This window comes from Pseudomonas sp. HLS-6 TE3448 (assembly GCF_053629555.1).
Genome location: NZ_JBRJIO010000001.1, coordinates 1,681,237 through 1,706,120 on the forward strand (window position 1 = coordinate 1,681,237; position 24,884 = coordinate 1,706,120).

Annotated in this window: 13 protein-coding genes; 4 read left to right on the forward strand and 9 right to left on the reverse strand. The window is 60.2% G+C overall.

The genetic code is table 11. From position 1 onward, the window contains the following. Positions 1-53: 53 nt before the first annotated feature. Positions 54-3,401 (reverse strand): mechanosensitive channel MscK, encoded by a 3,348-nt coding sequence (gene mscK / locus AB7M23_RS07865; RefSeq protein WP_330522235.1) that lies wholly within the window; start codon positions 3,399-3,401, stop codon positions 54-56. Between the two features lie 40 nt (positions 3,402-3,441). After that, positions 3,442-5,184: a potassium/proton antiporter gene (locus AB7M23_RS07870; protein WP_065758222.1), complete on the reverse strand. Its 1,743-nt coding sequence runs from the start codon at positions 5,182-5,184 to the stop codon at positions 3,442-3,444. 163 nt (positions 5,185-5,347) lie between these two features. Here AB7M23_RS07870 and AB7M23_RS07875 point away from each other — a divergent pair, with 163 nt between their 5' ends. Next, the gene (locus AB7M23_RS07875; protein WP_454240562.1) at positions 5,348-7,564 is read left to right on the forward strand and encodes a dermonecrotic toxin domain-containing protein; all 2,217 of its coding nucleotides are present in this window, start codon (positions 5,348-5,350) and stop codon (positions 7,562-7,564) included. A gap of 1 nt (position 7,565) precedes the next feature. Here the strand turns inward: AB7M23_RS07875 and betA are convergent, their stop codons facing one another. The 3 genes from betA to betI form a co-directional block, all read right to left on the reverse strand. Next, on the reverse strand, positions 7,566-9,263 hold the full coding sequence (gene betA / locus AB7M23_RS07880) for a choline dehydrogenase (protein WP_454240563.1): 1,698 nt from the start codon (positions 9,261-9,263) through the stop codon (positions 7,566-7,568). A gap of 78 nt (positions 9,264-9,341) precedes the next feature. Beyond that, positions 9,342-10,814 carry a betaine-aldehyde dehydrogenase gene (gene betB / locus AB7M23_RS07885; protein ID WP_065758225.1) on the reverse strand — a complete coding sequence of 491 codons (1,473 nt, stop codon included), beginning with the start codon at positions 10,812-10,814 and terminating at the stop codon, positions 9,342-9,344. A 29-nt stretch (positions 10,815-10,843) separates the two neighbouring features. After that, on the reverse strand, positions 10,844-11,509 hold the full coding sequence (gene betI, locus AB7M23_RS07890; RefSeq protein WP_454240564.1) for a transcriptional regulator BetI: 666 nt from the start codon (positions 11,507-11,509) through the stop codon (positions 10,844-10,846). Between the two features lie 423 nt (positions 11,510-11,932). On the opposite strand from betI, the gene betT reads away from it, so the two are divergent. From betT to AB7M23_RS07905, 3 genes are all read left to right on the forward strand, one after another. After that, complete coding sequence (betT, locus tag AB7M23_RS07895; protein WP_454240565.1) at positions 11,933-13,936, forward strand: choline BCCT transporter BetT; 2,004 nt, start codon at positions 11,933-11,935, stop codon at positions 13,934-13,936. A gap of 131 nt (positions 13,937-14,067) precedes the next feature. Further along, a complete protein-coding gene (locus tag AB7M23_RS07900; RefSeq protein ID WP_454240566.1) occupies positions 14,068-14,808 on the forward strand; it encodes a substrate-binding periplasmic protein in 741 nt (246 codons plus the stop codon). 104 nt (positions 14,809-14,912) lie between these two features. Further along, on the forward strand, positions 14,913-19,661 hold the full coding sequence (locus AB7M23_RS07905; RefSeq protein WP_454240567.1) for a dermonecrotic toxin domain-containing protein: 4,749 nt from the start codon (positions 14,913-14,915) through the stop codon (positions 19,659-19,661). A 28-nt stretch (positions 19,662-19,689) separates the two neighbouring features. On the opposite strand, the gene AB7M23_RS07910 is transcribed toward AB7M23_RS07905, so the two are convergent. The 4 genes from AB7M23_RS07910 to gpmI all read right to left on the reverse strand — a co-directional run bounded on the left by AB7M23_RS07910 (position 19,690) and on the right by gpmI (position 24,815). Continuing rightward, positions 19,690-20,457, reverse strand: a complete 768-nt coding sequence (locus AB7M23_RS07910) for a divergent polysaccharide deacetylase family protein (protein ID WP_454240568.1) — start codon at positions 20,455-20,457, stop codon at positions 19,690-19,692. 1 nt (position 20,458) lies between these two features. Further along, positions 20,459-21,778, reverse strand: coding sequence for a S41 family peptidase (locus tag AB7M23_RS07915; protein ID WP_454240569.1), 1,320 nt, complete (start codon positions 21,776-21,778; stop codon positions 20,459-20,461). 87 nt (positions 21,779-21,865) lie between these two features. Further along, positions 21,866-23,152, reverse strand: a complete 1,287-nt coding sequence (locus AB7M23_RS07920; protein WP_330522243.1) for a murein hydrolase activator EnvC family protein — start codon at positions 23,150-23,152, stop codon at positions 21,866-21,868. Between the two features lie 127 nt (positions 23,153-23,279). Next, entirely contained in the window at positions 23,280-24,815 is a 1,536-nt protein-coding gene (gene gpmI, locus AB7M23_RS07925) for a 2,3-bisphosphoglycerate-independent phosphoglycerate mutase (protein ID WP_454240570.1), read from the reverse strand. Positions 24,816-24,884: the final 69 nt, after the last annotated feature.

A 24,884-nucleotide genomic window follows, 5' to 3' on the forward strand; every position in this document is an offset into this window, starting at 1 on the left:
ATCTCCAGGAGAATGTCCGAGCATTCTGCAAGGGTATGGCCGTTGACGTCCAGTCAGGCGGGATTGGAACCTGATGCCAGATCACCCGGCTTGCCAATCAAAGGGATTGGCACGGCGGTTTTCTGATCCTCTGCGGGAACGATGTTGAACACCTGTCCCTGCATGTTTTTCAGGTAAATCTCCAGTTGGCGGTACGCGATGTTGATGTTGTTTTTCTTGAACTCGCTGTTGATGACGCGGTTGACCTCATCCAGCGCCGGGTTGCGGTCACCGAGGTCGCGGACATGCATGCGCAGTTCGTGGTCCAGTGTGCTTTCGCCAAAATTGAGGAAGTAGACCGTCGGGGCCGGCTCCTTGAGCACGCGTGGGTTGTCGTTGGCGGCCTTGAGCAGCAGGTTGCGCACCAGCTCCAGATCCGAGCCATAGTCGACGCCGATCTTGAGCGTGACTCGGGTGATGGTGTCAGTCAGCGACCAGTTGATCAGTTGCCCGGTAATGAAGGTCTTGTTCGGGACAATGATGTCCTTGCGGTCGAAGTCGGTAATGGTGGTCGCTCGGATGCGGATCTTGCTCACGGTACCGGACAGGTTGCCGATGGTGATGGTGTCCCCGATACGCACTGGGCGTTCGAACAGGATCATGATCCCCGAGATGAAGTTGGCGAAGATTTCTTGCATCCCGAAGCCCAGGCCGACCGACAGCGCAGCCACCAGCCACTGCAGCTTGTCCCAACTGACGCCGAGGGTCGATAGCGTGGTGACGAAGCCGATTCCGGCAATTGCATAGGACAACAGCGTGGTCGTCGCGTAGGCACTGCCTTGGGCCAGGTTCAGCCGCGACAGTACCAGCACTTCCAGCAAGCCTGGCAGGTTGCTGGCCAGGGCAAAGGTGATACCGACGATTACCAGTGCACCCAACAGGTCACCGAGGCTGATCGGGACCATGCTCATGGCTGCACCGGTGCCGCTGGTGTATTCGTAGAGGGTGATGTTGTCGAGGTAGGCAAACACACTGATCAGGTCTGCCCAGACCCAGTACAGGGCGCCAATGAAGATGCCGAGCAGCGCGAGGCGGATCAGTCGCAGCGACTGCTGGTTGACCTGTTCGATGTCCAGGGTCGGCTCTTCAATCATCGTTTCACCGTCCGGGCCTTCCTTGACGGCCTGACGTTTACTCTGCGCACGCTGATAAGCCAGGCGGCGTGCGGCAACTGCCAGGCCACGGACGAATGCAGCCTCGATCACCAGCCAGAGCATCAACAGATACAGCGTGTCGATCAGCCGGTCGGTGAGTTTCAGCGCGGTGTAGTAGTAACCAAAACAGACCGCGACGAACAGGGCGATTGGCAATACGGTGAAGGCCAGCCCCACGGCCATGCGAAACAGCGAGGCCTGGTTATGGTTCGGGCTACTGAGCAGCAGGCGGCTGAGCAACCAGGTCATCAGGGCGTAGCAGGTCAGTACTACGCCGATACCCAGCACGTCATCGGCCAAGGCCGAGGGTTGGTGCTCGGCGACCGCCACCACGGCCACCAGTGCCAACACCACTGCGCCAAGACGCCGGATCCAGCTGCGGAGGAACTCCACCTGCGGTTTCTCCCAGCGAAAATGCAGCTCGGCAACCCCCGCGGGCGCGAGAATCCGGTACGCGGTGTAGAACACCATCCAGGCTTGGGCAATCTGTAGCAGGGCGGCACCGAGGTTGGCATTCTGACCGCGTGCGTCGATCTGCAAGGCAAAGCCGCACAGGGCCAGCGCCAGGCTGATCGGCAGCGCCAGCAGCACGTTGATCAGGAGCGCCTGAGGGGTGTGCCACTGACTATCGCGCTTGAAGTGACCGATATCCCGATGGACCTTGCTCAGGCGCGCATACAGGTAGTTGCGGCGCCATAGCAGGGCACCGATCAGCAACAGCAGCGGCAGGAACAACAGCGGGCGCTGCACCAGACCGTCAGCCAGTTCACTCACACTTGAGGCCCACGGCAGGCTCACGACCTGCTTTTGCAGGCGCTCAGGTACGCTGCGTAGCCATTCCAGTTCCAGCGGCTTGTTGCTGGGGATCCAGAACATCTGCTCGTCGAGGGTGGCGCGCAGGTTCTGCGCTGTGCTCAGCAGCTGTTTCTGGTTCAGTTGCAGGGTGATGGATTCGTTGAGCAGTGCACTCAGTTCACGGTTAAGTCGCTCAAGCAGGTCACTGCGGGTGATCGCGACTTCAAGCAACGCCTTGCGCAATTGCGGCGTAGCGCTTTCCTCTGGGTGGCTGGCCAGCAGTTTGTCGACATAGCTACTCGGGCTGCTGATCTGCTCGCGCTGCTGGTTGATCTCAAACTGGTAGAGGCGGATATCGGCAATCTGGTCAGCCAGGTCACCGTCGACTTTCAAGTGCGGCAGGGACTGTTTCTGTTTGTAGAGAATCTTGGACAGCAGCAGGCTGCCCTTGAGCACACTGATTTGTTCGTCCAGCGCCAGATCGCTCTGGGTCAGGGCATCAAGTTGCTGCTTGGTCTTGAGGTTTTCCTGAGTCAGTTGGTTGAGCCGGTCTGTGCTCAGCAGCAGGTAGTCGGAGAGCTTGAGGTTGGCAGCACTTTCGGTGGCCAGAACACTGCTGCCCCCGGCTTTCTGCGCCTCGATGGATTGTTCGGTGACGGTCTGCTGCGACTGGGCCAGGCGCTTCTGGTTGATCAGGGTCTGCAGGTCCTGAATCTCTTGCTCCAGGCGTGCCGCGCGCTCGATCAGCAAGTCATGCTGGCTGCTACCCAGATCTTGCAGCAAGCTGTTGCCGGCCAGTTCCTGCCGGCGTAGCAGGGTCAGGGCGTTGAGGGCGGCTAGCTCGGCATTGAGTTGGTTGCGCTGTTCTGGCGACAGCACCTTCCCGGCTTCTTTGCCCAGTTTCAGGCTGGTATTGATCTGTTGGCTGCGTGTCTGGTTGTCGCTGATTTCGGCCTGGGCCCGCTCCGGGCGAGTCTGGGAGGTAATGGTCAGGCTGTTGGCTTCGGAGAGTGCCTTTTGCAGGTCACTCTGTTGGGTCGTGCGTTCGGTGAGCAACTGTTCCAACTGGGGAACATCAAGGCTGGCATAACGCTCAGCCACCGGAATGACCGTGCTGCTCTTGAGCTTGGCCAGTTCGCGCTGGTTTTCACCGGTCTTTTTTGGGGCATCGCTGAGTTGCTGCTTGAGCGCGGCCAGGCGTTTTTCACTGTCATCCTTGCTGTTGAGGAAGACCAGGGTTTGTTCCAGCACCTGACGCAGGGCTTTCTGCTCCGCCTCAGGCAGCTTGCGCTCGGCAATTTTGTCGAGACTTTGCTGAACAGCGGCAGCGTTGGGTGGCTCCGCAGCGAAGGCGAAGGTTGCAGAAAGGCACAGCCCCAGCAGGGCTGCGCAGACAAGCGTGCGCAAGGACATAGGCAGAAAATTCGTACAAGCAGATGTAAGAAAGCGGAGTTTAGAGGAACAGGCCCGGGCCGGGGCGACTTCCTTCGGGAAATTTGACGCCCACTTTGAGGATCTTGTTCCCCTCCATTAGCGCAACGGTCCACAAGGTGTTGTTCCATTCGATCTGGTCACCCACTACCGGCGCACCACCAACCTTCTGTTGGATGAAGTGGCTCAGAGGCGTGTGTGGGTCCTGACCGTCGAGCTTGAGGCCGTACAGGGCCGCTACAGCCCCCAGTTCTGCGTCACCTTCAAGGACGAAGTCACCGAAGAAGCGCAGGTCCAGACCACGTTGTGGTGCCTGGCTGAACAGCTTGCCCAGGGCCGGGAGATCGTGTTCATGGCCGATGACACAGAGCAGGTCACCTACCTCCAGTGTGGTACTTCCCGACGGGTGGAGCAGTTGCTGACCACGGAACAGCGCTGCAATGCGGGTGCCCTCAGGCATTTTCAACTCACGCAGCGCTGCGCCGATGCACCATTTTTCAGCACCCAGACGGTAGACGAACAGCTCCCATTCACTGGTGATGTGCACTTCCAGTGCAGAGCGGGAGATGGGCGCCGGGTCAGGTGGCACGGTGACCTTCAGCAGCTTGGCCACCCACGGCAGGCTGGTGCCTTGCACCAGCAGCGAGACCAGGACGATGAAGAAGGCCAGGTTGAAATACAGTTGCGCGTTGGGCAGCCCGGCCATCAGCGGGAACACCGCCAGAATGATCGGTACCGCGCCGCGTAGGCCGACCCAGGAAATAAAGGCCTTTTCGCGGCCATGGAAGGCCTTGAATGGCAGCAACCCGGCCAGCACCGACAGCGGGCGGGCGAAGAGGATCATCCACAAGGCCAGGCCCAGTGCCGGCAGGGCAATTGGCAGCAGGTCGTGCGGAGTGACCAGCAACCCCAGCACCAGGAACATGCCGATCTGTGCCAGCCAGGCCATGCCGTCGAGCATGTGCAGAATGCCGTGGCGGCTGCGGATCGGGCGGTTGCCCAGTACCAGGCCGCAGAGGTACACGGCGAGGAAGCCACTGCCGTGCAGGGCGTTGGTCAGGGCAAATACCAGCAGGCCACCACTGATCACCAAGATCGGATAGAGCCCGCCGGCCAGGTTGATCCGGTTGACCAATTGCAGCATCAGCCAACCGCCGCCCAGGCCGAGCACTGCGCCAATGCCAAACTCGCGCACCAAGTGCCCGAGCAGGCCCCAGTGCAGGCCTGTCTGACCGCTGGCGAGCATGTCGATCAGGGTCACGGTGAGGAACACCGCCATGGGGTCGTTGCTGCCCGATTCGATTTCCAGCGAGGCGGTGACCCGTTCGTTCAGGCCCTTGCCGCCCAGCAGGGAGAACACCGCAGCAGCGTCGGTCGAACCGACAATGGCGCCGATCAGCAGGCCCTGGATCAGGTTCAGGTCAAACAGCCAGGCCGCCATCATGCCGGTCAGGCCGGTGGTAATCAGTACCCCGACGGTCGCGAGCGATAACGCTGGCCACAAGGCAACACGGAAGCTCGCGACCCGCGTACGCAGGCCGCCATCGAGCAGAATCACGGCCAGTGCCAGGTTGCCGACGAGGTAGGCGGTGGGGTAGTTGTCGAAGATGATGCCGCCACCATCGACCCCGGCTGCCATGCCTACGGCGAGGATGATCACCAGAATGGGGATGCCCAGTCGCGAAGACAGTGAGCTGACCAGAATACTTGCACCTACCAGCAACGCGCCGATCAAGAACAGGCTGTTGATGGCGGTCGCATTCAAAGGCAGTACTCCAGGACAATCGGCGGGAAAGGTGTGCAGAAACAAGCAGGTCGCGTGCCAAGGATTCTAACCTGAGCGCTTGGCAAACTGTCTAGATAGTTACCACCGTGATGTGCTTGATAGCGTTTGCAATGCCGTATCAGCAACCAATACGGCAATTATCATGACATCATTCGCATCCGCTTCTCTGCAGAACATCGCTCAAGGCTTCCTCGGGGCCTATCCCGATATCCATAGCCTGGCCCGGCTTGGCGCAGGCCATATCATCGAAAAGGCACTCGGCTATTGGCTCGATCCCGACCAGGTCTACTGGCACCGCTTTGATCATGCCGTCAGCAGCAACCGAACCTTCAGTGGTTGGGCGCACTACGGTGCGCCGATCGAGTCGATGACGTTGAGCGAGCTGATTCAACGTCGTTTCACCCTCAACGACCAGCTCAATCCCGACCTGCTCAGCAACTACGGTGGGTTTTACCGAGTGGGTGCGGGCCATGGACATTATGACGAGCGTGTCGAGGTTCGCCTGGCACCTGAAAATGTCATGGAGGCCTTCTGGGCGCTCGACCTGCAGTCGGTGTACCTGCAAACCCTGGAGCGGTTCTGGGCGCAGCATGCCGATAACTTCTGTCTGCTTGCCCGGGCACAGTTTCTGACAGCATTGGCGCATGCACGAGAGAAGGAGGGCTTGTCCGACGCCGAGCAACAGGCGGTGTTGCGTGCGGCAGTCGGTTCGATCCGCTTCCCGGCAACGCTCGCGCGCTTGCGCCAGTCGCAGGGGGAGGGTGTGAACTCCGGCTTCAGCGCCCTCAGCTTCAGTGGGCAGGTGGCGCGCGATATGTTCTGGTTGGTACTCCCGAGCAATGCCTTGCTGCTGTACCTGGCCAGCGAGACGCCTGCCCTGATCCGTTTTACCGGTAAGGACCAGCTCTATGCCTGGATAAAGGAGCAAGTGGCGGACGAGCCAGGTCGGCAGCGTTTTCAGCAACACTTTCCTGACCTTGATCCGGTCGCGGGGAAGGTGTTGTGTGAGCGTCTATCAGCCGGTAAGCGATTGCTCAATTGGGATGTCGCGCCCGTTGCAGGGGATGTCTTTGTGCATCTGCGGGAGGCCGCCAAGCAGGAACTCAAGGCTGTTGCCTTGGCACGAATCACCGCCAATAGTGACTTGCGCAAGGCCAAATGGCTGGCATGGCTGGGGGTTGTCAGTCGTGTGGTTTCACCGCTGGCGCCGCTGGGCTGGCCGCTGGCCCTGGCGGCGGTCGGTGCCGGGGCGGCAAGCCTGGGATTGCACCTGGACCAGGCGGTCAACGCGAGCGATATACGCCAGCGTCGGCGCGGTTGGGTGTTGGCGGTTGTGGACCTGTTGTTTGTGTTGCTGGATGCCAAGATGCTTGAAGCCGATGCCTTCAACGGTGAAGCGCGTGCTGTTCGTGCGCCGGGCGATTCTGAGGCTGTGCCATTGACCCGAGCCCCGGAGGTGGCGTTGCCGCCGCTCCCGGTTGATGCGCTGCCTGTGGGGGCGCCGCCGCTCTCTGACGGCAATTCTACGTTCTGGACGGCCTGCATGCGGCCCGCCGCCGATGAATTGCTGGCACTGTCCGATCAGGCGTTGGCTCGTCAGCGAAGCCTGTTGACGCACCTGCCTGAAGCCGATCTGGAGCGGGTCTCGGCCAGCGGCGACTACCTGGATCCCTTTGGTGAGCCTTATGTGGTGTACCGTGATGAACTGGGTTTTGGCGCACGTCACATCAAGCAGTACAGCCATTCGCCGCAGCGCTACAACAACCTCTTGCGCGGCCTGCCGCTGGAAGGCTCAGTTGACGCTAATGTGGCCAGGATTCATGCGTTGTCCAAGGAGTTGGGCATGGTTGGCTGCGATAATCAGGTGCGGCTGTATCGAGCTGCGTCCGCGGCGAGAGGCACATCCGGTGCATGGCTCAAGCGTGGGCAGGTGAAGGTTGGGGACGTGCTCCTGACGACTGACTTTACGTCGTTTACAGAAAACCCGTACACCCTGTGGGAGTTGTTCCGCGAAGACAGGAGTGCCGTTCAGGCACGTTTCGATGAAAGCTCCGTGGTGTTCGTTCTGGAGCCTGGTGGGCCTGCCTATGCGTCGCCCGTAGCAGCCTTTTCCGACCTGGAACATGAGGCCGAGGCACTGATCTTGCCGGGTCGGCCGCTGCGCATTCTCGACATTGCCGAGATCGTCGGGGCGGATTTTCGCTTCACTCAAGTCCGTTTGCAGGGTGTTGAGTCGGTTGGTCCTGACGAGTCGATGTTCGAGTTTCGTACCGGGGAGCCGTTCCAGCGAGCGGCGTATGCCCGACGCCTTGGGGACGCCGGGCAGAGCCTGGTCGAGCGCTTTTTTCCGCAGCCTTAGCTTATGCCTGCTTCACTTCACGCAGCGGCTTGCCCTTGACCGGCGCACCGTTGGCCACGTAGTACTTGGCGGCGCTGCGTGGCAGTGGCTGACGCCCACGAATCTTGTCGGCGATTTTCTCGGCCATCATGATCGTTGGGGCATTCAGGTTGCCGGTAGTGATGATCGGCATGATCGAGGCATCGACCACGCGCAGGCCTTCCATGCCATGTACGCGACCCTGGCCATCGACCACGGCCATGTCGTCGGTGCCCATTTTGCACGAGCAGGACGGGTGGAACGCGGTTTCGGCGTGCTCGCGAATGAACGTGTCCAACTCTTCGTCGGTTTGCACATGCGCACCCGGGCTGATTTCACGACCACGGTATGCGTCCAGCGCCGGCTGCGCCATGATCTCACGGGTCAGGCGGATACCATCGCGGAACTCCTGCCAGTCCTGTTCGGTTGCCATGTAGTTGAACAGGATGCTTGGGTGTTGGCGTGGGTCCTTGGACTTGACCTGAATGCGCCCACGGCTTGGCGAGCGCATCGAGCCCATGTGGGCCTGGAAGCCGTGCTCCTGCACACCGTTGCTGCCGTTGTAGTTGATCGCGACCGGCAGGAAGTGGTACTGGATGTTCGGCCACTCGAATTCAGGACGGGTGCGGATGAAGCCACCAGCCTCGAACTGGTTGCTGGCGCCGATACCGGTTCCGGCAAACAGCCACTGGGCACCGATAGCAGGCTGGTTCCACCACAGCAGCGAGGGGTACAGCGAGACCGGCTGGGTGCAGGCGTACTGCAGGTACAGTTCCAGGTGGTCTTGCAGGTTTTCACCCACGCCCGGCAGGTCGTGGACCACCGGAATGTCCAGGCTCTGCAGCAGTTTGGCCGGGCCGACACCGGAGCGTTGCAGCAACTGCGGCGAAGCAATGGCGCCGCTGCAGACGATGACTTCCTTGCGTGCACGGGCTTCGACACGCTCTTCGCTGTCGCCTTGCAGGTAGGTCACGCCAATAGCGCGTTTGCCGTTGAACAGCACGCGATCGGTCAGGGCATGAGTGACGATGGTCAGGGTCGAGCGCTTCTTGGCGATGTCCAGGTAGCCGCGTGCGGTACTGGAGCGACGGCCTTCAGGGGTCACCGTACGGTCCATCGGGCCAAAGCCTTCCTGCTGGTAGCCGTTCAGGTCTTCGGTGCGCGGGTAGCCGGCTTGCACGCCAGCTTCAACCATGGCGTGGAACAGCGGGTTGTTGCCCGCCTTTGGCGTGGTCACGCGGACCGGGCCTTCGCCGCCATGGTAGTCGTTCGGGCCGATGTCACGGGTTTCCGCTTTACGGAAATACGGCAGGCAGTCCAGGTAGCTCCAGTCTTCCAGGCCTGGCAGTTTGGCCCAGCCGTCATAGTCCATGGCGTTGCCACGGATATAGCACATGCCGTTGATCAGTGATGAGCCACCCAGGCCCTTGCCCCGGCCACATTCCATGCGACGGTTGTTCATGTAGGGCTCTGGATCGGTCTCGTAGGCCCAGTTGTAGCGGCGGCCCTGCAGCGGGAAGGCCAGTGCGGCAGGCATCTGGGTACGGAAGTCGAAGCGGTAATCCGGGCCGCCGGCTTCAAGCAGCAGTACGGTGACGCCTTCGTCTTCGGTCAGGCGGGTGGCCAGGGTGTTACCGGCCGAGCCTGCACCGACAATGATGTAATCGAATTCTTGGGACATGAATGTACCCTCTTGGCAGTGAACGAGGTGAGCGGATGGCGCCCGGGTCTCGCGACTCGGGCGCGGCTACAAGGGTGCTTAGAACACCGAGTTGTAGTTGCCCAGCTCGACCTGTACCGACTTGATGCGAGTGTACTGAGCCAGCGAGCTGATACCGTTCTCACGGCCGACACCGGACTGCTTGTAACCGCCGACCGGCATTTCGGCAGGCGACTCGCCCCAGGCGTTGATCCAGCAGATACCGGCTTCCAGCTGGTGGATGATGCGATGCGCACGGGTCAGGTCGTTGGTGCAGACACCCGCGGCCAGGCCGAAGTCGGTGTCATTGGCGCGACGGATGACTTCTTCTTCGGTTTCGTAGGTGAGGATGCTCATCACCGGGCCGAAGATTTCCTCGCGAACAATGGTCATGTCGTCGCGGCAGTCGGTGAATACGGTCGGTGCAACGAAGGCACCCTTGGCGAAGTCACCGGTGGTCAGGCGTTCGCCACCGCACAGTACGCGTGCGCCTTCTTCCTTGCCCTTGGCGATGTAGCCGAGGACATTTTCCATGTGGGCGAAGCTGACCAGTGGGCCGAAGTTGGTGTTTTCGTCTTCCGGGTTACCCACACGGATGCGCGCAACGCGCTCAACGATCTTGGCTTCAAAGGCGGCTTTCAGAGCGGCAGGCACGAACACGCGGGTGCCGTTGGTGCAGACCTGACCGGAGCTGTAGAAGTTGGCCATCATGGCGATGTCGGCGGCGCGATCCAGGTCGGCGTCGGCGCAGATGATCAGTGGCGACTTGCCGCCCAGCTCCATGGTGACTTCCTTGAGCGAGGAGCTCGAAGCACTGGCCATGACCTTCTTGCCGGTGTCGGTGCCGCCGGTGAAGGATACTTTTTCAACGCGTGGGTGCTCGGTCAGCCAGGTACCGACTTCGCGACCGCTGCCGGTCAGGACGTTGAACACGCCATCTGGCAGGCCGGCCTCGGTGTAGATTTCGGCCAGTTTCAGGGTGGTCAGCGAGGTGACTTCACTGGGTTTGAAGATCATCGCGTTACCAGCGGCCAGGGCCGGGGCGGATTTCCACAGGGCGATCTGGATCGGGTAGTTCCAGGCGCCGATACCGACGGTCACACCCAGTGGTTCGCGGCGGGTGTAGACGAAGGAGCTGTCGCGCAGCGGGATCTGCTCGCCTTCGATGGCCGGTACCAGGCCGGCGTAGTATTCGAGTACGTCGGCACCGGTCACGATGTCGACGTAGCGGGTTTCGGAGTAGGACTTGCCGGTGTCCAGGGTTTCCAGCGCGGCCAGCTCATCGTTGCGCTCGCGCAGGATGTCGACGGCACGACGCAGGATGCGCGAACGCTGCATGGCGGTCATCGCGGCCCAGACTTTCTGGCCACGTTCGGCGCTCTCGACGGCGCGCTCGACGTCTTCTTTGGTGGCACGTTGCACGTGGGCGAGGACTTCGCCGTTGGCCGGGTTGATGGCTTCGAAGGTGGCATCGCCGCCAGCGTCGACATAACCACCATCAATGTAGAGTTTTTGCAGTTCGAAACGGGCCATAGTGTCCTCGCAAGTGCATTGTGGTTTGGCTATCCGCGCAGCGCTCCTGCCTGTGTGGCAATCGCCGGGCGCGGTGCATCAGAGGCCTGGTTGTGTGTGTCCGGGCTCGTCTGTTTTGCCAGTTGTAGATCCATGTATTCGTAAGCGATTTGCTGCGCCTGGTCGGTGTCGAAGGCGTCTCCGGATAACGCACCACGCAGCCACAGGCCGTCGATCAAGGCTGCCAGCCCGCGTGCTGCACTGCGTGCTTCAGGCAACGGCAGGACGCGGCGGAACTGACAGCACAGGTTGGAATACAAGCGGTGATCGTTGATCCGCTGCAACCTGTGCAAAGACGGCTGGTGCATGCTGGTTGCCCAGAATGCCAACCAGGTTTTCATTGCCGGGCCGTTGACCTGGCTGGCGTCGAAGTTGCCTTCGATGATCACCCGCAGGTGGGCGCGCGGGCTGTTGTCCTTGAGCGCATGCCGACGTGCGGCGACGCTCTCGGTGAGCACGCTCATCAAGTACCGCATGGTCGCTGCGATCAGGCCGTTCTTGTCCTGAAAGTAGTGACTGATGATGCCATTCGACACACCGGCCAAACGGGCGATCAGCGCAATGCTGGCATCTCCCATGCCGACCTGATCGACCGCCATCAACGTGGCTTCGATCAACTGCTGGCGGCGGATGGGTTGCATACCGACCTTGGGCATCTTGCAAATCTCCTCAGGCCTGCGGGCAGACGACAAGCGGCTGCCTCGGCGAAGGCCAGTCTATTTTGTTTTGATTGAACGTTCAATCAACAAAGAATAAGCTCTGCGACAATCTGCACCATTGACAGGTTTTTCTGACCTTCTGTTGGCGCAAATTGGCACCCCAAAATGACGTGTAAGCCCCGTAAAACAAGGCGTTGACGGTTTTTTGCGGAATATTGAACAGATCGGCCGAACGGCACGCGGCCATGCGGCAAACCTTCTGGTCGGGGTTTTCGGTCTGTTTTTTAACGCAATCGTTCGGGATTACGGTTTTTTCCAAGGTGCTTTTATAACACCTGAGACAATGTGGCTATTGCACCATTTGCTCAGGTAACGGGTCGTTCTGTTGTTTTCTCTCGCACTGCCTGGAGCCTCTGTGCAATGAGTTCTGCCTCTTTGATAAAGACCCCTGTTGAGAGGGTCCGGGTCAATAGCGTGGTGTTCTTCACCTCGGCGCTGTTGATTCTTGTACTGACTGCCTTGCTGATCGCGGTTCCTGAAACTGCAGGTCGTGTGCTTGGCCAGGCCCAAGCCTGGTTGTCGCGTAGTTTCGGTTGGTACTACATGCTGGTGATTGGCGGCTACCTGCTGTTCGTCATCGTTCTGGCGTTTTCCTCCTTCGGCAAGTTGAAGCTGGGCGGCAAGGACGACACACCGGACTTCAGCTACGGCGCCTGGGCCGGCATGCTGTTCTCCTCCGGTATCGGTATTTCGCTGCTGTACTTCGGCGCCTCCGAGCCGCTGGATCACTACTTCAACCCGCCAGAGGGCGCACCGGCCAGCCTGCAAGCGGCCCGTCAGAGCCTGCAGTTGACGTTCCTGCATTGGGGGCTGCATGGCTGGGCGATCTACGCGTTGGTTGGTCTGTCGGTGGCCTACTTCGCCTATCGTCACAACCAGCCGCTGGCCCTGCGTTCGGCGCTGTACCCGCTGATGGGCGAGCGCTGGGTCAAGGGCGCAGCCGGTCACACCGTTGATATCTTCGGGATGTTCGTGACCCTGCTGGGCCTGGTGACCAACCTGGGTATCGGCTCGATGCAGGTATCGTCGGGCCTGGAGTACCTGTTTGGGATCGACCATAGCAAGACCAACCTGCTGATCGTCATTCTGGTGATGAGTACGGTGGCCACCATTGCTGCGGTATCGGGTGTGGAAAACGGTATTCGTCGCCTGTCCAACCTGAACATCCTGCTGTTCAGCGGCCTGCTGCTGTTCGTGCTGTTCAACGGCCCGACCCTGCACCTGCTCAACAGCTTCGTACAGAACACGGGTGACTACCTCAACGGCGTGATCCTGAAGACCTTCGACCTTTACGTCTATGAGGGCGACAGCGCCAAGTCGGAGCGCTGGTTGGGCCTGTGGACGGTGTTCTATTGGGCCTGGTGGATCTCCTGGGGCCCATTCGTGGGTATGTTCATCGCGCGTATTTCCCGTGGTCGTACCGTGCGTGAATTGGTGGCTGGCGTGCTGCTGATTCCGTTGGGCTTCACCTTGGCCTGGCTGTCGATCTTCGGCAATACCGCGCTGGACCTGGTGATCAACCAGGGCGCGGTGGAGTTGGGACGCACGGCGCTGGAGCAGCCCTCAATGTCGATCTATCAACTGCTGGAGCACTATCCAGCGGCCAAGATCGTCGTGGGTGTGGCCGTGTTTGTCGGTTTCGTGCTGTTCCTGACCCCGGCCGATTCCGGTGCAGTCATGATGGCCAACCTGTCTTGCAAGGGTGGCCAGGTCGACGAAGACGCACCGCACTGGCTGCGTATTCTCTGGTCGGCGATCATCACTCTGGTGACCATCGGCCTGCTGTTCGCAGGCAATTTTGAAGCCATGCAGACCATGGTGGTGTTGGCAGGCTTGCCGTTCTCCGTGGTGCTGGTGGTGTTCATGTTCGGCCTGTTCAAGGCGATGAAACAGGATACTCAGGTAGAGCAGGAGCAAGCCGAATTGGCGGCCCGGGGCCGTCGCGGCTTCAGCGAGCGCCTGAGCCAACTGGACCTGCAGCCGACCCAGGCGATGGTTCAGCGCTTCATGGACAAGCAGGTCAGCCCGGCGCTCAAGGAAGCGGCCGAGCAACTGAAGACCCTGGGCTATGAGGTGCAGACCCGCCTGGGCCAGTCGCGTGCGGCGATGGGCCTGCGGATCGACATGGAGGAGGGCAACCCCTTTGTCTATGAAGTCAGCCTGGATGGCTACCTGGCCGCGCCGAACGAAGCGCCGGTTGACGGTGCCAGCGATGTACGGCAACGCTTCTATCGGGCCGAGGTTTACCTGCATAATGGTAGCCAGGAGTACGACCTGATGGGCTTCACGCCGGAGCAGATTACCCGGGATGTACTCGATCAATTCGAGAGCCATCGTCAGGTGTTGGGTCGGGTGTACAGCTGACCATTATCCGCTGAAAGCCAAGGGCTCTGTTCGCAGGAACAGGGCCCTTTCTTTTTCATGTGTGCTGCGGTGCTGGACAGCCGCTCAGGTGCCCGGCACTCTTGAAGGCGCCAAGGATTCCGGTGCCTGCCATGTTCAAGCTTCCTGCTTTTCTGATCTTCAGCGTATTCCTGCTCAGCAGTGTTGCTCGTGCAGACGAGCCATTGGTGCTGCTGACCGAGAACTTTCCGCCTTACAACATGGCCACGAACGGCAAGAGCTTCGCTCAGGATGCCAATATCGAAGGCATTGCGGCTGATATCGTTCGGGAAATGTTCAGGCGTGCGGATGTCTCCTATAGCATGACTCTGCGCTTTCCTTGGGAGCGTATCTATAAGCTGGCCCTGCATACGCCAGGCTACGGTGTGTTTGTCACGGCCCGTCAGCCGGAGCGCGAGGCGCTGTTCAAATGGGTAGGCCCTATCGGGCCGGATGACTGGATCCTGCTGGCGCGTGAGGGCAGCCCGATCACCCTGGAACGCCTGGAAGACGCTCGTGGCTATCGGATAGGCGCCTACAAGGGCGATGCCATTGCCGAACACCTGAGCAAGCAAGGGCTACGACCTTCCATCGTGCTTCGGGATCAGGACAATGCCGGGAAGCTGCTCCGGGGGGAGATCGACCTGTGGGCAACGGGTGACCCGGCGGGTCGCTACCTGGCCCGCCAGATCGGCATCAACCAGCTCAAGACGGTGCTGCGTTTTAATGGTGCAGAGTTGTACCTGGCGCTGAACAAGAGCGTTTCGGACGCGGTTGTCAGCCGGCTTCAGCAGGCACTGGAGCAGATGCGCAAGGATGGGTTTGTTGACGCGACGTTTGCCCGCTATCTGTAAGGCGAGAAGGGCGCTTCTGCCTGGTGGTAGATAGTTATTGATCGGCCGTACAAGGCTGACGTTACGCTCCTGTATGTGTTCTATCGCACTGACAGGAGTTGTGCATGTCTGGTTCTTTACACCCCAGTGATATCAACATTCAGGCGATGGTTGCCTTGCAATTCGCCTCGCGCCCTACCTTGCGTAGCGTGCTTGAGCGGCGGATGCTTGAGGTGCTTTTCGCACGTTACCCATCCCTCGCCCGGAACTACCCCGGCCTGGTCTCGGCCAGTCAAATCAGCCTGATGGTGCCCGAAAGGCGTGAGAAGCGCCTGTTCTATTCGCGCCAGTCACTGCTTGATGTCTTCATGCTGCATTTCGCACAGGGCAAAACGCTGGTATTTGCCAATGAGACTCAGGAGGCGTACCGGCTCAGCTATGACTACCCCGCAGTCATGCAATCGGGTGACCTGAAGAATCGTCTGAACATGGAGGATGTGGCTCAGTCGCTGAATGAGTTGCAGGCGACGATTCATATCAATTTGCAACAAGCCTTGGTCGATTACTGGCAGCAGACGGGCAGCACACAGGTGCCACGGACGCTGTGGCTCAGCGAGGTGCTCAAGACCGTTTTGACTGCAAGCCAGTCTACTGCCGAGTTAGGGCGTGAGGAGCGTGCTGCACTGTCCCAAGTCGTCGAAGTACCGCTGAAAATGAGTCGACAGCGGCGCTATGGCAATGACTGTACGCAAGCCTACCTGATTGATATCCATGTGGATGGGGCTGCCGGTCCCTACGCCTTGCTGAGTGGTGACGTGCTGTTGACGTCTCGGGTAGACGGGCACGACAGGTTCCTCTGGTGTCAGCCGTCGGGGCGGGTGGAGTCGTTTACCAGCGAAGAGGCGTTTTCCAAGGCCTTGCATGTGTGGGTCGCCAAGCGTTTCGTGGTGACTCAGGTGACCTGGAGCTGTTATGAGCCTGAAGAAAACCTGTTCGAGGTGCAGGCCAGTGTACTGTTGAATCGTCAGTTAGAGGCATTGACGCCGCTGGCGTCGCGTCGATTTGCCGATGTGCAGGCGCTGGAGCAAGGCTTTAGTGCGCTCACGGATCCTTCGGTGTTCTTCCAGCCCGCCGCGCTGCTGACGGTGGTGCCACAGGCCACACTCAGCGACAGCCTGCCAGACTGGTTAAGTGATGCCTCGGCATCCGATCAGTTTGCCTATCTGGGCCTTTTGCAGGGGCTGGCCAATGCGCAGGCAGCGTCTTGTGGGCAATCATTTTTTTATGATGTGCCGAGCTTGAAGGTCTTTACAGCTCAGTCACTGCGCGATCAGCTACTGAATGATCACGCAACGGACGGCGACTACTTTGCGGATGATCTGATGCTGATGTTCACGATTGCCGAAGGGCAACTGGGAACAGCTGGCATGATCAGGCACAAGGTCATGACCTTGACCGAGTATGCCATCGGCAATCTGGTCTCAAAGCCCAGTGGCACTGTGGTCATCAGCCATCGGAACGACAAACCGATCATGGCCTGGATGACACCTGAGTACATTGATGAACTGGTGCAACGGGTGAACATCGGTGAGGTGTACCCCAAGCACGTTGCGGTGTTACTGGGCGACCCTGCCCAGCTCAAGCATCGACAACAGCTGTTTTGTCGTGAACTTGAAGTGCAATTGCCGCTTATGGCGCTGCAGGCCAAAATCCGTGGACAGGCCGGTTTCAGTGAAGCGGGCTACCACTGTGTGCGGAGTGCCGCGCAGGGGCTGAGTGATGATTTAGCGGGCGATGAGGCCGCCGTGTTGATCAGGCCGCTTGCCTTCAAGCGCGAGCCCGACAGCGAGGTCGCGGATGAGGTCGTCAATTTCTTTGTCATTGGTCCCCGTGATACGACAACAGGTCCGTGCGTGCTGTACCGACCGCATGACACCGAGCAACCGTTGCTACAGTTCCCCAGCACTGAGGCGCTGTTTGATGCCATCAAGGAAGAGGGGGCGTTGCAGGAGAGTGTCCTCAGCTGGTTCAGTGATGACGCCCGTCGAGTCTACGCCAACGGTGGTTTCGATGAACCGCACATACCCAGGGTGATCATTGACACGCTCTTGCCGCTGGAACGCTCAGCACCTGCCCGGTTGGTGGCGGTGGACGTGGCGGGAACGGCCTGTGAGCGGCTCTTTGAGGGCAACACCCGGATGTTGGTCGAGCTGGCCAACCGAGACTCAGTGTCCAATGCCGAAAGCCGCTGGGCACTGCTTCAGAAAGGCGCGTGGCTGCTGTTTGGCGCGGTAGTGCCACTGCTGCGTGGTCCTGTCGCCATGGTCATCTGGATCGTTCAAATGGTCGACAGCCTGTACAAGGATTTCAAGGCGCTGCGCAGCGGGGATGAGTTTCAGCGGGACGCGGCGATTGTTGATGTGCTGTTCAATCTGGGCATGCTCCTGTTGCACCGCTCATCGCCGCCCGCTGAGGCCGCGCCGCCCAAGCCTGTTGCCTTGCCCGAGATTGTCGGTCCTACGCGCAGGCTTGAGGGTGATGTGGTGCCATTGGTGAAAGTGCAAAAAGACCAGTCGTTCTCGACTACCGCCACGCTTGGCGGCAATGGCACCGCACTGGATTTTTCCTGGAGCAACCCCGCGAACCACCTGAGCGCAGTGCAGCGTGAAAAGCTTCGGCGCTGGCAGGTGGACCCGATGACGGACCTGGGAGGCTATCGCGAGGATGGCGAGGCGCGGGGGCTGTATGGTACCGATGACAACCTGTATGCCAAGGTCGCAGGGGCTGTCTACCGTGTCGACCGGGCGGCAGGGGAGGTCTGGGTGGTCAACCCCATTTACCGTCTTCAGCGTGGCCCGCGGTTGCGGCACCTGTCGGCTGATGAATGGGCGCTGGATTTGAGATTGGCCTTGCGTGGCGGCGGCCCGAAGCGTCAGATCAGTGCATTGGCCGAGGCCAACAAGGCGCATTACGAAGCGACGCTCGAGCAGATGAGCAAGGCCATGCAAGACTACGTGACGGAGAAAGACGCTTTCGAGAAACTGCTCGAGACCTCGCGGAGTTTGGTGGCCGAAAAAGACAACGCAGAGAAGACTCTGGCGGGGTTCAAGGCTAAGCATGAGGTCGCTGATGGGCCGGCCAAGGCGGTGCTTGAAGGGGTCATCGCAAAAGTACAAGCGCTTCAGCTTGGGCGGGAAGATGTGCTGTTGGCGCAGTACAAGAACCAGATCACGCATCTACGGCGGATGGTGGATATTCAATGGCAAGTCAGGGACATCGTTATCGACTTGGGTAAGCCTCAATACGCCAAGTTCTATACGCGCACGGGGGTCTCCAAGAACCTCGACTCGGTGTTGACCCAGTTGGCCATTGATTCTGCCACCCTGCACCAACGGCTGTACCTTTGCACCGATTGGGACACGCTTGCCGAGAGTCGTGAGCGTGTTGTCAGATGGCCGCGTAGTGAGCTTGAAATCGACCATTACAACCAGTTTGTCGAGGCATTGACGACCAACCTCCAGGAGCAGAAGGAAATCCTGGGCTTCATGGAGCAACTCGATCGTCTGGACGGCTTGTTGGTTGAGGCGGGGTTGAGCGACGCCGTTGCCACGGTGCGTGATGACCGTATTTTCACTACGAAAGAGCTTCGCTTTGCCTACCTGACCGACCTTGGCGAGTTGGTCATGAACAGGGCTGCGATGTCCGATCCGGATGACTTCCTGTGGCTGGAACATCTGCTGATCGGTTCTGATTTAAAGCGTGCAGGGTATTCCCATGCCTCCCTGGAGCAGGAGGACGTTTCGCTGTCTGATCGAATCAGCATTTTGAACAGTAGCCTTGAAGTCTATGACACAACATTACAGATCTGTGAGTTTCTTCAGGAAAACCCGTACGACAACGTGCGTGCCGACGCGCTGGAGCGCTACAGGGCGGAGCTGAAGGATTTGAAACACAGCGCCGAGACAGACTTGGCGCTCGCGATCAGGGCCCAGGAGCTGGATCAACCCCGTACCCCTGCCAGGCCGCGTCCGACGCCGAAGTTTTCCGCAAAATCGCGCACCATCACCACGCATGACCAGCGCGTACTGGTAGGGAAGGAAGTGACCGAGGGTGATCAGGTCTATGTTGAGCAGCGTAATAAGGTGACGGGGGAACGCCTGAGCCGCTTTCACCAGCATGGTGATCAGTGGGTCGAAGTGGTTGAGCAGGCGCAAGGCAGCAATGAGTTGCCCGCTCCTCAGGAAGGTGCGCCCTCTGCTGATGCATTGCGCCTGGCCAGGGAAAAAGCCAATCGCATGTTGAAAAGGCGTGAAGGTGCGTTGCGCAAACTGCGTGGTTACCTGAAAAAAACCGATTCGCTGAAGAGCCTTGAGCACATTTTTGAGCATGAAGAGCGTAATTTCCGTGAGGCGGCTCAGCAGCTTGAGGCACTAGGGGAGCAGTTGACTGAGGGCGACCTGGGCAAAATCGTCGCGCTTCGTGAGGCAGCCGATACCCTCCGCGAGGATTTGATTACCTTCTACATGGAGAGCCCGCCACAGGCCGAGAGCCTGAAGTACCTGTACAAGTATGCAAAGCTGCAGATCGCGCGGGTAGGGAGTCGAACGCCGGTCGAAGGGCATGCCAATGACTTCATTGAAAAATATGAAATCAGAACGCAAAAGCTGGAGCCGCTGTGGGAAATACACCTCCACTACCCGGACAATGCCACGCCACGTCGGCAGTTCGTCAAAGGCCACCTGAAGGCCTGGAAGGACCGAAACCTTGGGCGCCGCTATCAGTTGGCCAATGCGCGGGATGACGGAAGCCTTATCAATATCCACCGGGGCGATGTGACGTTGGCTGACGTGGACAAGATACTGCAGCTCGACTGATCGTCGCCTGGAGCACGAGCGGGAGCGTTCAGCGGGCGGGCAGGTACCGGCCATGTTTGCCATGGCCGGGCATGGCCTGGTTGCTGCGTTCGGCAATCATCTGGTGTATTTCAATCCAGGTGATGCCCTGGGCTTTCAGTTTCGGCAGCTCGCGCTCCAGCACGTCAAGTGTTTGCGGGTAAGGGTGGCCAATCAGTACCGCCGAGCCCTGTTTGTGCGCCAGGTCGATGCCCTGTTGCAACTGCGCGGCGATGGCGGCAGTGGTGCGGACATCGTCCAGAAACACATCACGTGAGACGCTGGCCAGGCCCTTTTCCTGGGCCTTGGCTGCGGCCACCGTCCTGGCACTGGTGCGGCTGTCGACAAAGAACAGATCGCGTTGGTGCAGTTCATCCATCAGCCAACCCATGGCCTCGGGCTCTGCGGTCATCCGGCTGCCCATGTGGTTGTTCAGGCCCGCCGCGAAGGGCACCTTGACCAGGGCGGCGTCCAGGCGGCGCATCAGTTCAGCCTGTGGCATGCCTGGATGCCAGGCATAGGGCCCTGTTGCCGGGTCCATGGGCATGTGCAGAATGACTGTCTTGCCCGCCCGGTGAGCCTGGCGAGCAAACTCGCTGGCGTGTGGCGTGTCGGGCATCACGGCGAGTGTCACCGGGCCGGGCAGGGCGAGCACGCGGCTGTCCCGTGCCGGGTTTTGTCCCAGGTCATCGATGATCAGGCTCAGGTAGGCCGGCGCCGCAGAGGCGGCACCGGCCAGCCCGCACAACAGTACGAGCGCGAGGCAGCGCAAGAACACCTTACTTGTCGCGCGTGATGCTCAAGCCCTTGAGCAGGCTGAGGGCCTGGCTGAGCTGGAAGTCGTCATCCTGCGGCCGTGCCTTGCGTGCTGAGCCTTTGCCCGATGGACGGTCTGCGCCACCATTGCCATTGCCCAGGTGACCTTGCAGGTCGGCTTCCTTGAAGTTCTCGCTGTCCTGCTCGCTGGTGATCTTGGCGCGGCGCACCTCGATGTCAGGAACAATGCCTTGGGCCTGGATCGAACGTCCGTTGGGGGTGTAGTACAGCGCGGTAGTGATCTTCAGTGCGCGGTCATTGTTCAGCGGCAGTACCGTTTGCACGGAGCCTTTACCGAAGCTGTCGGTGCCCATCAGTACACCCCGTTTCTGATCCTGGAGTGCGCCGGCCACAATTTCGGATGCCGAAGCACTGCCACCGTTGATCAGCACCACCAGCGGCACGCCTTCACTGGCGTCGGCCGAGTCAGCCGAGAAGCGCAGTTCGGAGTTGGCGATACGGCCCTTGGTGTAGACGATCAAGCCTTTGGTCAGGAAGTGGTCGGCCACCTCGACTGCCGACTGCAGCACGCCGCCGGGGTTGTTGCGCAAGTCCAGGATCAGGCCACGCAGTTTCTTGCCGTTGTCCTTGCGCAGCTTGGCCAGCGCCTTGCCGACTTCCTCGCCGGTCTTGACCTGGAACTGGGTGATACGGATGTAGCCATAGCCGTCTTCGAGCATCTGGCTCTTGACGCTCTTGACCTGGATGATGGCGCGGGCCAGTGTCACGTCGAACGGCGTGCCACCATCGCGGACCAGTGTCAGGGTAATTTTCTCGCCGACCTTGCCACGCATTTTATCGACGGCTTCGGTCATGGTCTGGCCACGGGTCGGCTGGCCGTTGATCTTGACGATCAGGTCGCCGGCCTCGATGCCTGCACGGGACGCCGGGGTATCGTCGATGGGCGACACCACCTTGATGAAGCCATCCTCGCTGCCGACTTCGATACCCAGGCCACCGAACTCGCCGCTAGTGCTTTCCTGCAGTTCCTGGAAGTCTTCCGGGCCCAGGTAGGCCGAGTGCGGGTCGAGGTTGCTGAGCATGCCCTTGATGGCATTCTCCAGCAGGGTCTTGTCATCGACGGGTTCGACATAGGCTGCCTTGATGCGGTCCATCACCTCGGCGAAGGTGCGCAGCTCATCGAGTGGCAGTGGCGCCTTGGCGCTGACGGTCGTGGCCGGCATCGCTGCTGGCTGTGCCGGTTCGGCGGCGTTGGCCAGAGGCGCGCCGATGACCAGGGCAGCAGCCAGGGCCAGCGAGGTGAGGCGGGGCGAGTGCAGCATGTCGAACGAACTCCTGATCCGGGTTTCGCCCCGTTCGGGGCATCGGCATGACAGATAGCGGTCAGGCCGTGAACAATAAGGTAATGCCTATCCCTGGGACCTGCACCATTGCGCCGGATCGCTCGGGCGACCCTGCTGGCGAATGGCGAAATACAACGCCGAAGTATTTTGGCCACCGCTGTTGCCGACGGTGGAGATGGCCTCACCGGCTTTGACGATGTCGCCGGCATCCTTGAGCAGGGTCTGGTTATGGCCATAAAGGCTCAAGTAACCATTGCCATGGTCGAGGATGACCAGAAGTCCGGCACCGCGCAACCAGTCGGCGAAGACCACGCGGCCCCCGTGTACGGCATGCACCTGGCTGCCCGCAGAGGCGCTGATCATCACGCCGTCCCACTTGGCCCGCGAGTCATCGCCACGGGTTTCACCAAAGCGAGCCAGCAACCGGCCATTGACCGGCCATGGCAGTTTGCCACGGGCTGCGGAAAATGCCCCGCCAAATGCGGCTCCATCACTGGAGACCAGCGGGCCAGGGGTTGTCTGGGGCTTCTTCGGCGCATCGTTTTCGCGGGCCGCAAGGGCTTCGCGCTGGCGTTGTTTCTCGGCTTCCTGTTGGGCAAGCAATGCACGCTGGCGTGCTTCTTCGGCCTCGCGCGCCTGACGGGCCAGGGTTTCCTCGATGGTCTTGAGGACGCGGCTCAGGTCAGCCTGCTCTTGCTCGCGCGCCTGTAGCTTCTGGTCACGGGCTTTTACGTCGGTGTCGAGCTTGGCCAGTACCTGCTGGCGTTCCTCACGGACCTTTTCCAGCTCCTGGCGCTGACTGTCGAGGCTGCCTTGCTGGGCCAGCAACTGGGCCTGCTGCAGGGCAATGTCGTTTTCCACATTGGCAAGCTGGCGCAGGGTTTCATTGAAGCTGCGCAACTGGCTCAAGCGCGCCTGACTCAAGTAGTCATAGTAGGTCAGGGTGCGGGCGAATTTTTCCGGGTTCTGCTGGTTGAGCAGCAGTTTGAGGTATTCCTCACGGCCATTCTGGTAGGCCGAACGCGCCTGGATCGCGATCAGGCGTTGCTGTTCAATGCGGGCGCTCTGGAGTTTTTTTTTCTCACTGTTCAGGCGCTCCAGCTCGCCCTCGGTCTTTTTTAGTTCCTTCTGCAGTGCCTCCACCTGTTTTTCCAGCTTGCCGATGTCGGTTTCGGTCGAGCGCAGGTCTTTCTGCACGCCGGATTTTTCCTGCTGCAACTGGCCAAGGAGCTTTTTCAGCTCGGCAATATCCTGACGCGTAGCGTCCAGTTGCTGCTGGGTTTGTGCGCGTTCATCGGCGAATGCCGGGCTGAACAGGCAGGTCAGGGCTAGAAGGATCAGGGCGCGAAGCATCTGAAGGGCGATACCAAGAGGGAGACCGGCCTAGTATGCCCGGCACGCGCCGCAAAAAAAACGCCTCAAGGCAACTGCCTTGAGGCGTTTGTCCGGAAAACCGACCGTTATGGCGGGTTTACGCAGGTCAGGCGTCGATCAGGATCGAGGTCCCTGTCATTTCCCGGGGTTGTTCCAGGCCCATCAGTTTCAGCAGGGTGGGGGCGACATCTGCCAGTACGCCGCCGTCACGAACGGTGAACGGGCGTTTACCGACGTAGATGAACGGGACCGGTTCGGTGGTGTGCGCGGTGTGCGCCTGACCCGTGCATTCGTCTTCCATCTGCTCGACGTTGCCATGGTCGGCAGTGATCAGCGCTTCGCCGCCGACCTTCTCCAGCGCTTCGACCAGCCGGCCGACGCAGGTATCCAGGCACTCCACGGCCTTGACCGCAGCCTCGAACACACCGCTATGGCCAACCATGTCGCCATTGGCGTAATTGACCACGATCACGTCATAACGCTGCTGCTCGATGGCTTCGACGATTTTGTCGGTCACCTCGGGGGCGCTCATTTCCGGTTGCAGGTCGTAGGTGGCGACCTTGGGGGATGGGATCAGGATGCGCTCTTCACCGGGGAACGGCTCTTCACGGCCACCGGAGAAGAAGAAGGTGACGTGGGCATATTTCTCGGTTTCGGCGATACGCAGTTGGGTCTTGCCCTGCTTGGCCAGGTATTCCCCGAGCACATTGTCCAGGCTTCCTGGGGCGAAGGCGGCCGGAGCCGGGATCTTTGCCGAGTACTGGGTCAGGCCGATGTAGGCCGCCAGCTTCGGCAGGCGTGCGCGAGGGAATTCATTGAACTCGGTCTCGACGAAGACCCGCGACAGCTCGCGGGCACGGTCGGCGCGGAAGTTCATGAAGATCACGGCATCGCCGTCTTCAACCTTGACGGCATCACCAATGCGTGTGGCTTTGACGAATTCATCGCTCTCGTCGCGGGCATAGGCTGCTTTCAGGCCAGCCTGGGCGCTGTCGGCGCTGAACTCGGCGACACTGTCGACGATCAGGTTGTAGGCCGCAGCGACGCGGTCCCAGCGGTTGTCACGGTCCATCGCGTAGTAACGACCGATCAGGCTGGCAATACGGCCCTTGCCCAGGCGGGCAAAGGTGGCGTCGAGCAGCTCGATGGACGATTGCGCACTCTTTGGTGGCGTGTCGCGGCCATCGAGGAAGGCGTGCAGGTAGATGTTCTCTGCGCCGCGCTGAACGGCCAGTTCTGCCATGGCGATCAGGTGGTCCTGGTGGCTATGTACGCCACCATCGGAGAGCAGTCCAAGGATATGTACGGCCTTGCCAGCACCGACCGCCTTGTCCACGGCACCACACAGTACGGGGTTCTGGAAGAACTCGCCGTCCTTGATCGCCTTGGTGACACGGGTGAAGTCCTGGTACACCACACGCCCGGCACCCAGGTTCATGTGGCCAACCTCGGAGTTGCCCATCTGGCCGTCCGGCAGGCCCACGTCCATGCCGGAGCCGGAGATCAGGCCATGCGGCTGGGTAGCGCGCAGACGATCATAAACCGGGGTGTTGGCCGAGTAGATGGCGTTGTACTCGTGGCTTTCGCTGTGACCGAAACCATCCAGGATGATCAGGACCAGGGGTTTTGGCGTGCTCGTCATGAATCCCACTCGCGCTTGTTCAGATGAAAAAGAAACGCATTTTAGGGCATCTTGGTCCCGGATGACGAA

Excerpts from the sequence above, each read along its gene's own strand:
- gpmI (WP_454240570.1), bottom strand. The coding sequence starts at position 24,815 with ATGACGAGCACGCCAAAACCCCTGGTCCTGATCATCCTGGATGGTTTC.
- betI (WP_454240564.1), bottom strand. The coding sequence starts at position 11,509 with ATGCCCAAGGTCGGTATGCAACCCATCCGCCGCCAGCAGTTGATCGAA.
- mscK (WP_330522235.1), bottom strand. The coding sequence starts at position 3,401 with ATGTCCTTGCGCACGCTTGTCTGCGCAGCCCTGCTGGGGCTGTGCCTT.
- AB7M23_RS07905 (WP_454240567.1), top strand. The coding sequence starts at position 14,913 with ATGTCTGGTTCTTTACACCCCAGTGATATCAACATTCAGGCGATGGTT.
- betT (WP_454240565.1), top strand. The coding sequence starts at position 11,933 with ATGAGTTCTGCCTCTTTGATAAAGACCCCTGTTGAGAGGGTCCGGGTC.
- AB7M23_RS07915 (WP_454240569.1), bottom strand. The coding sequence starts at position 21,778 with ATGCTGCACTCGCCCCGCCTCACCTCGCTGGCCCTGGCTGCTGCCCTG.
- AB7M23_RS07875 (WP_454240562.1), top strand. The coding sequence starts at position 5,348 with ATGACATCATTCGCATCCGCTTCTCTGCAGAACATCGCTCAAGGCTTC.
- betB (WP_065758225.1), bottom strand. The coding sequence starts at position 10,814 with ATGGCCCGTTTCGAACTGCAAAAACTCTACATTGATGGTGGTTATGTC.
- AB7M23_RS07900 (WP_454240566.1), top strand. The coding sequence starts at position 14,068 with ATGTTCAAGCTTCCTGCTTTTCTGATCTTCAGCGTATTCCTGCTCAGC.
- betA (WP_454240563.1), bottom strand. The coding sequence starts at position 9,263 with ATGTCCCAAGAATTCGATTACATCATTGTCGGTGCAGGCTCGGCCGGT.
- AB7M23_RS07920 (WP_330522243.1), bottom strand. The coding sequence starts at position 23,152 with ATGCTTCGCGCCCTGATCCTTCTAGCCCTGACCTGCCTGTTCAGCCCG.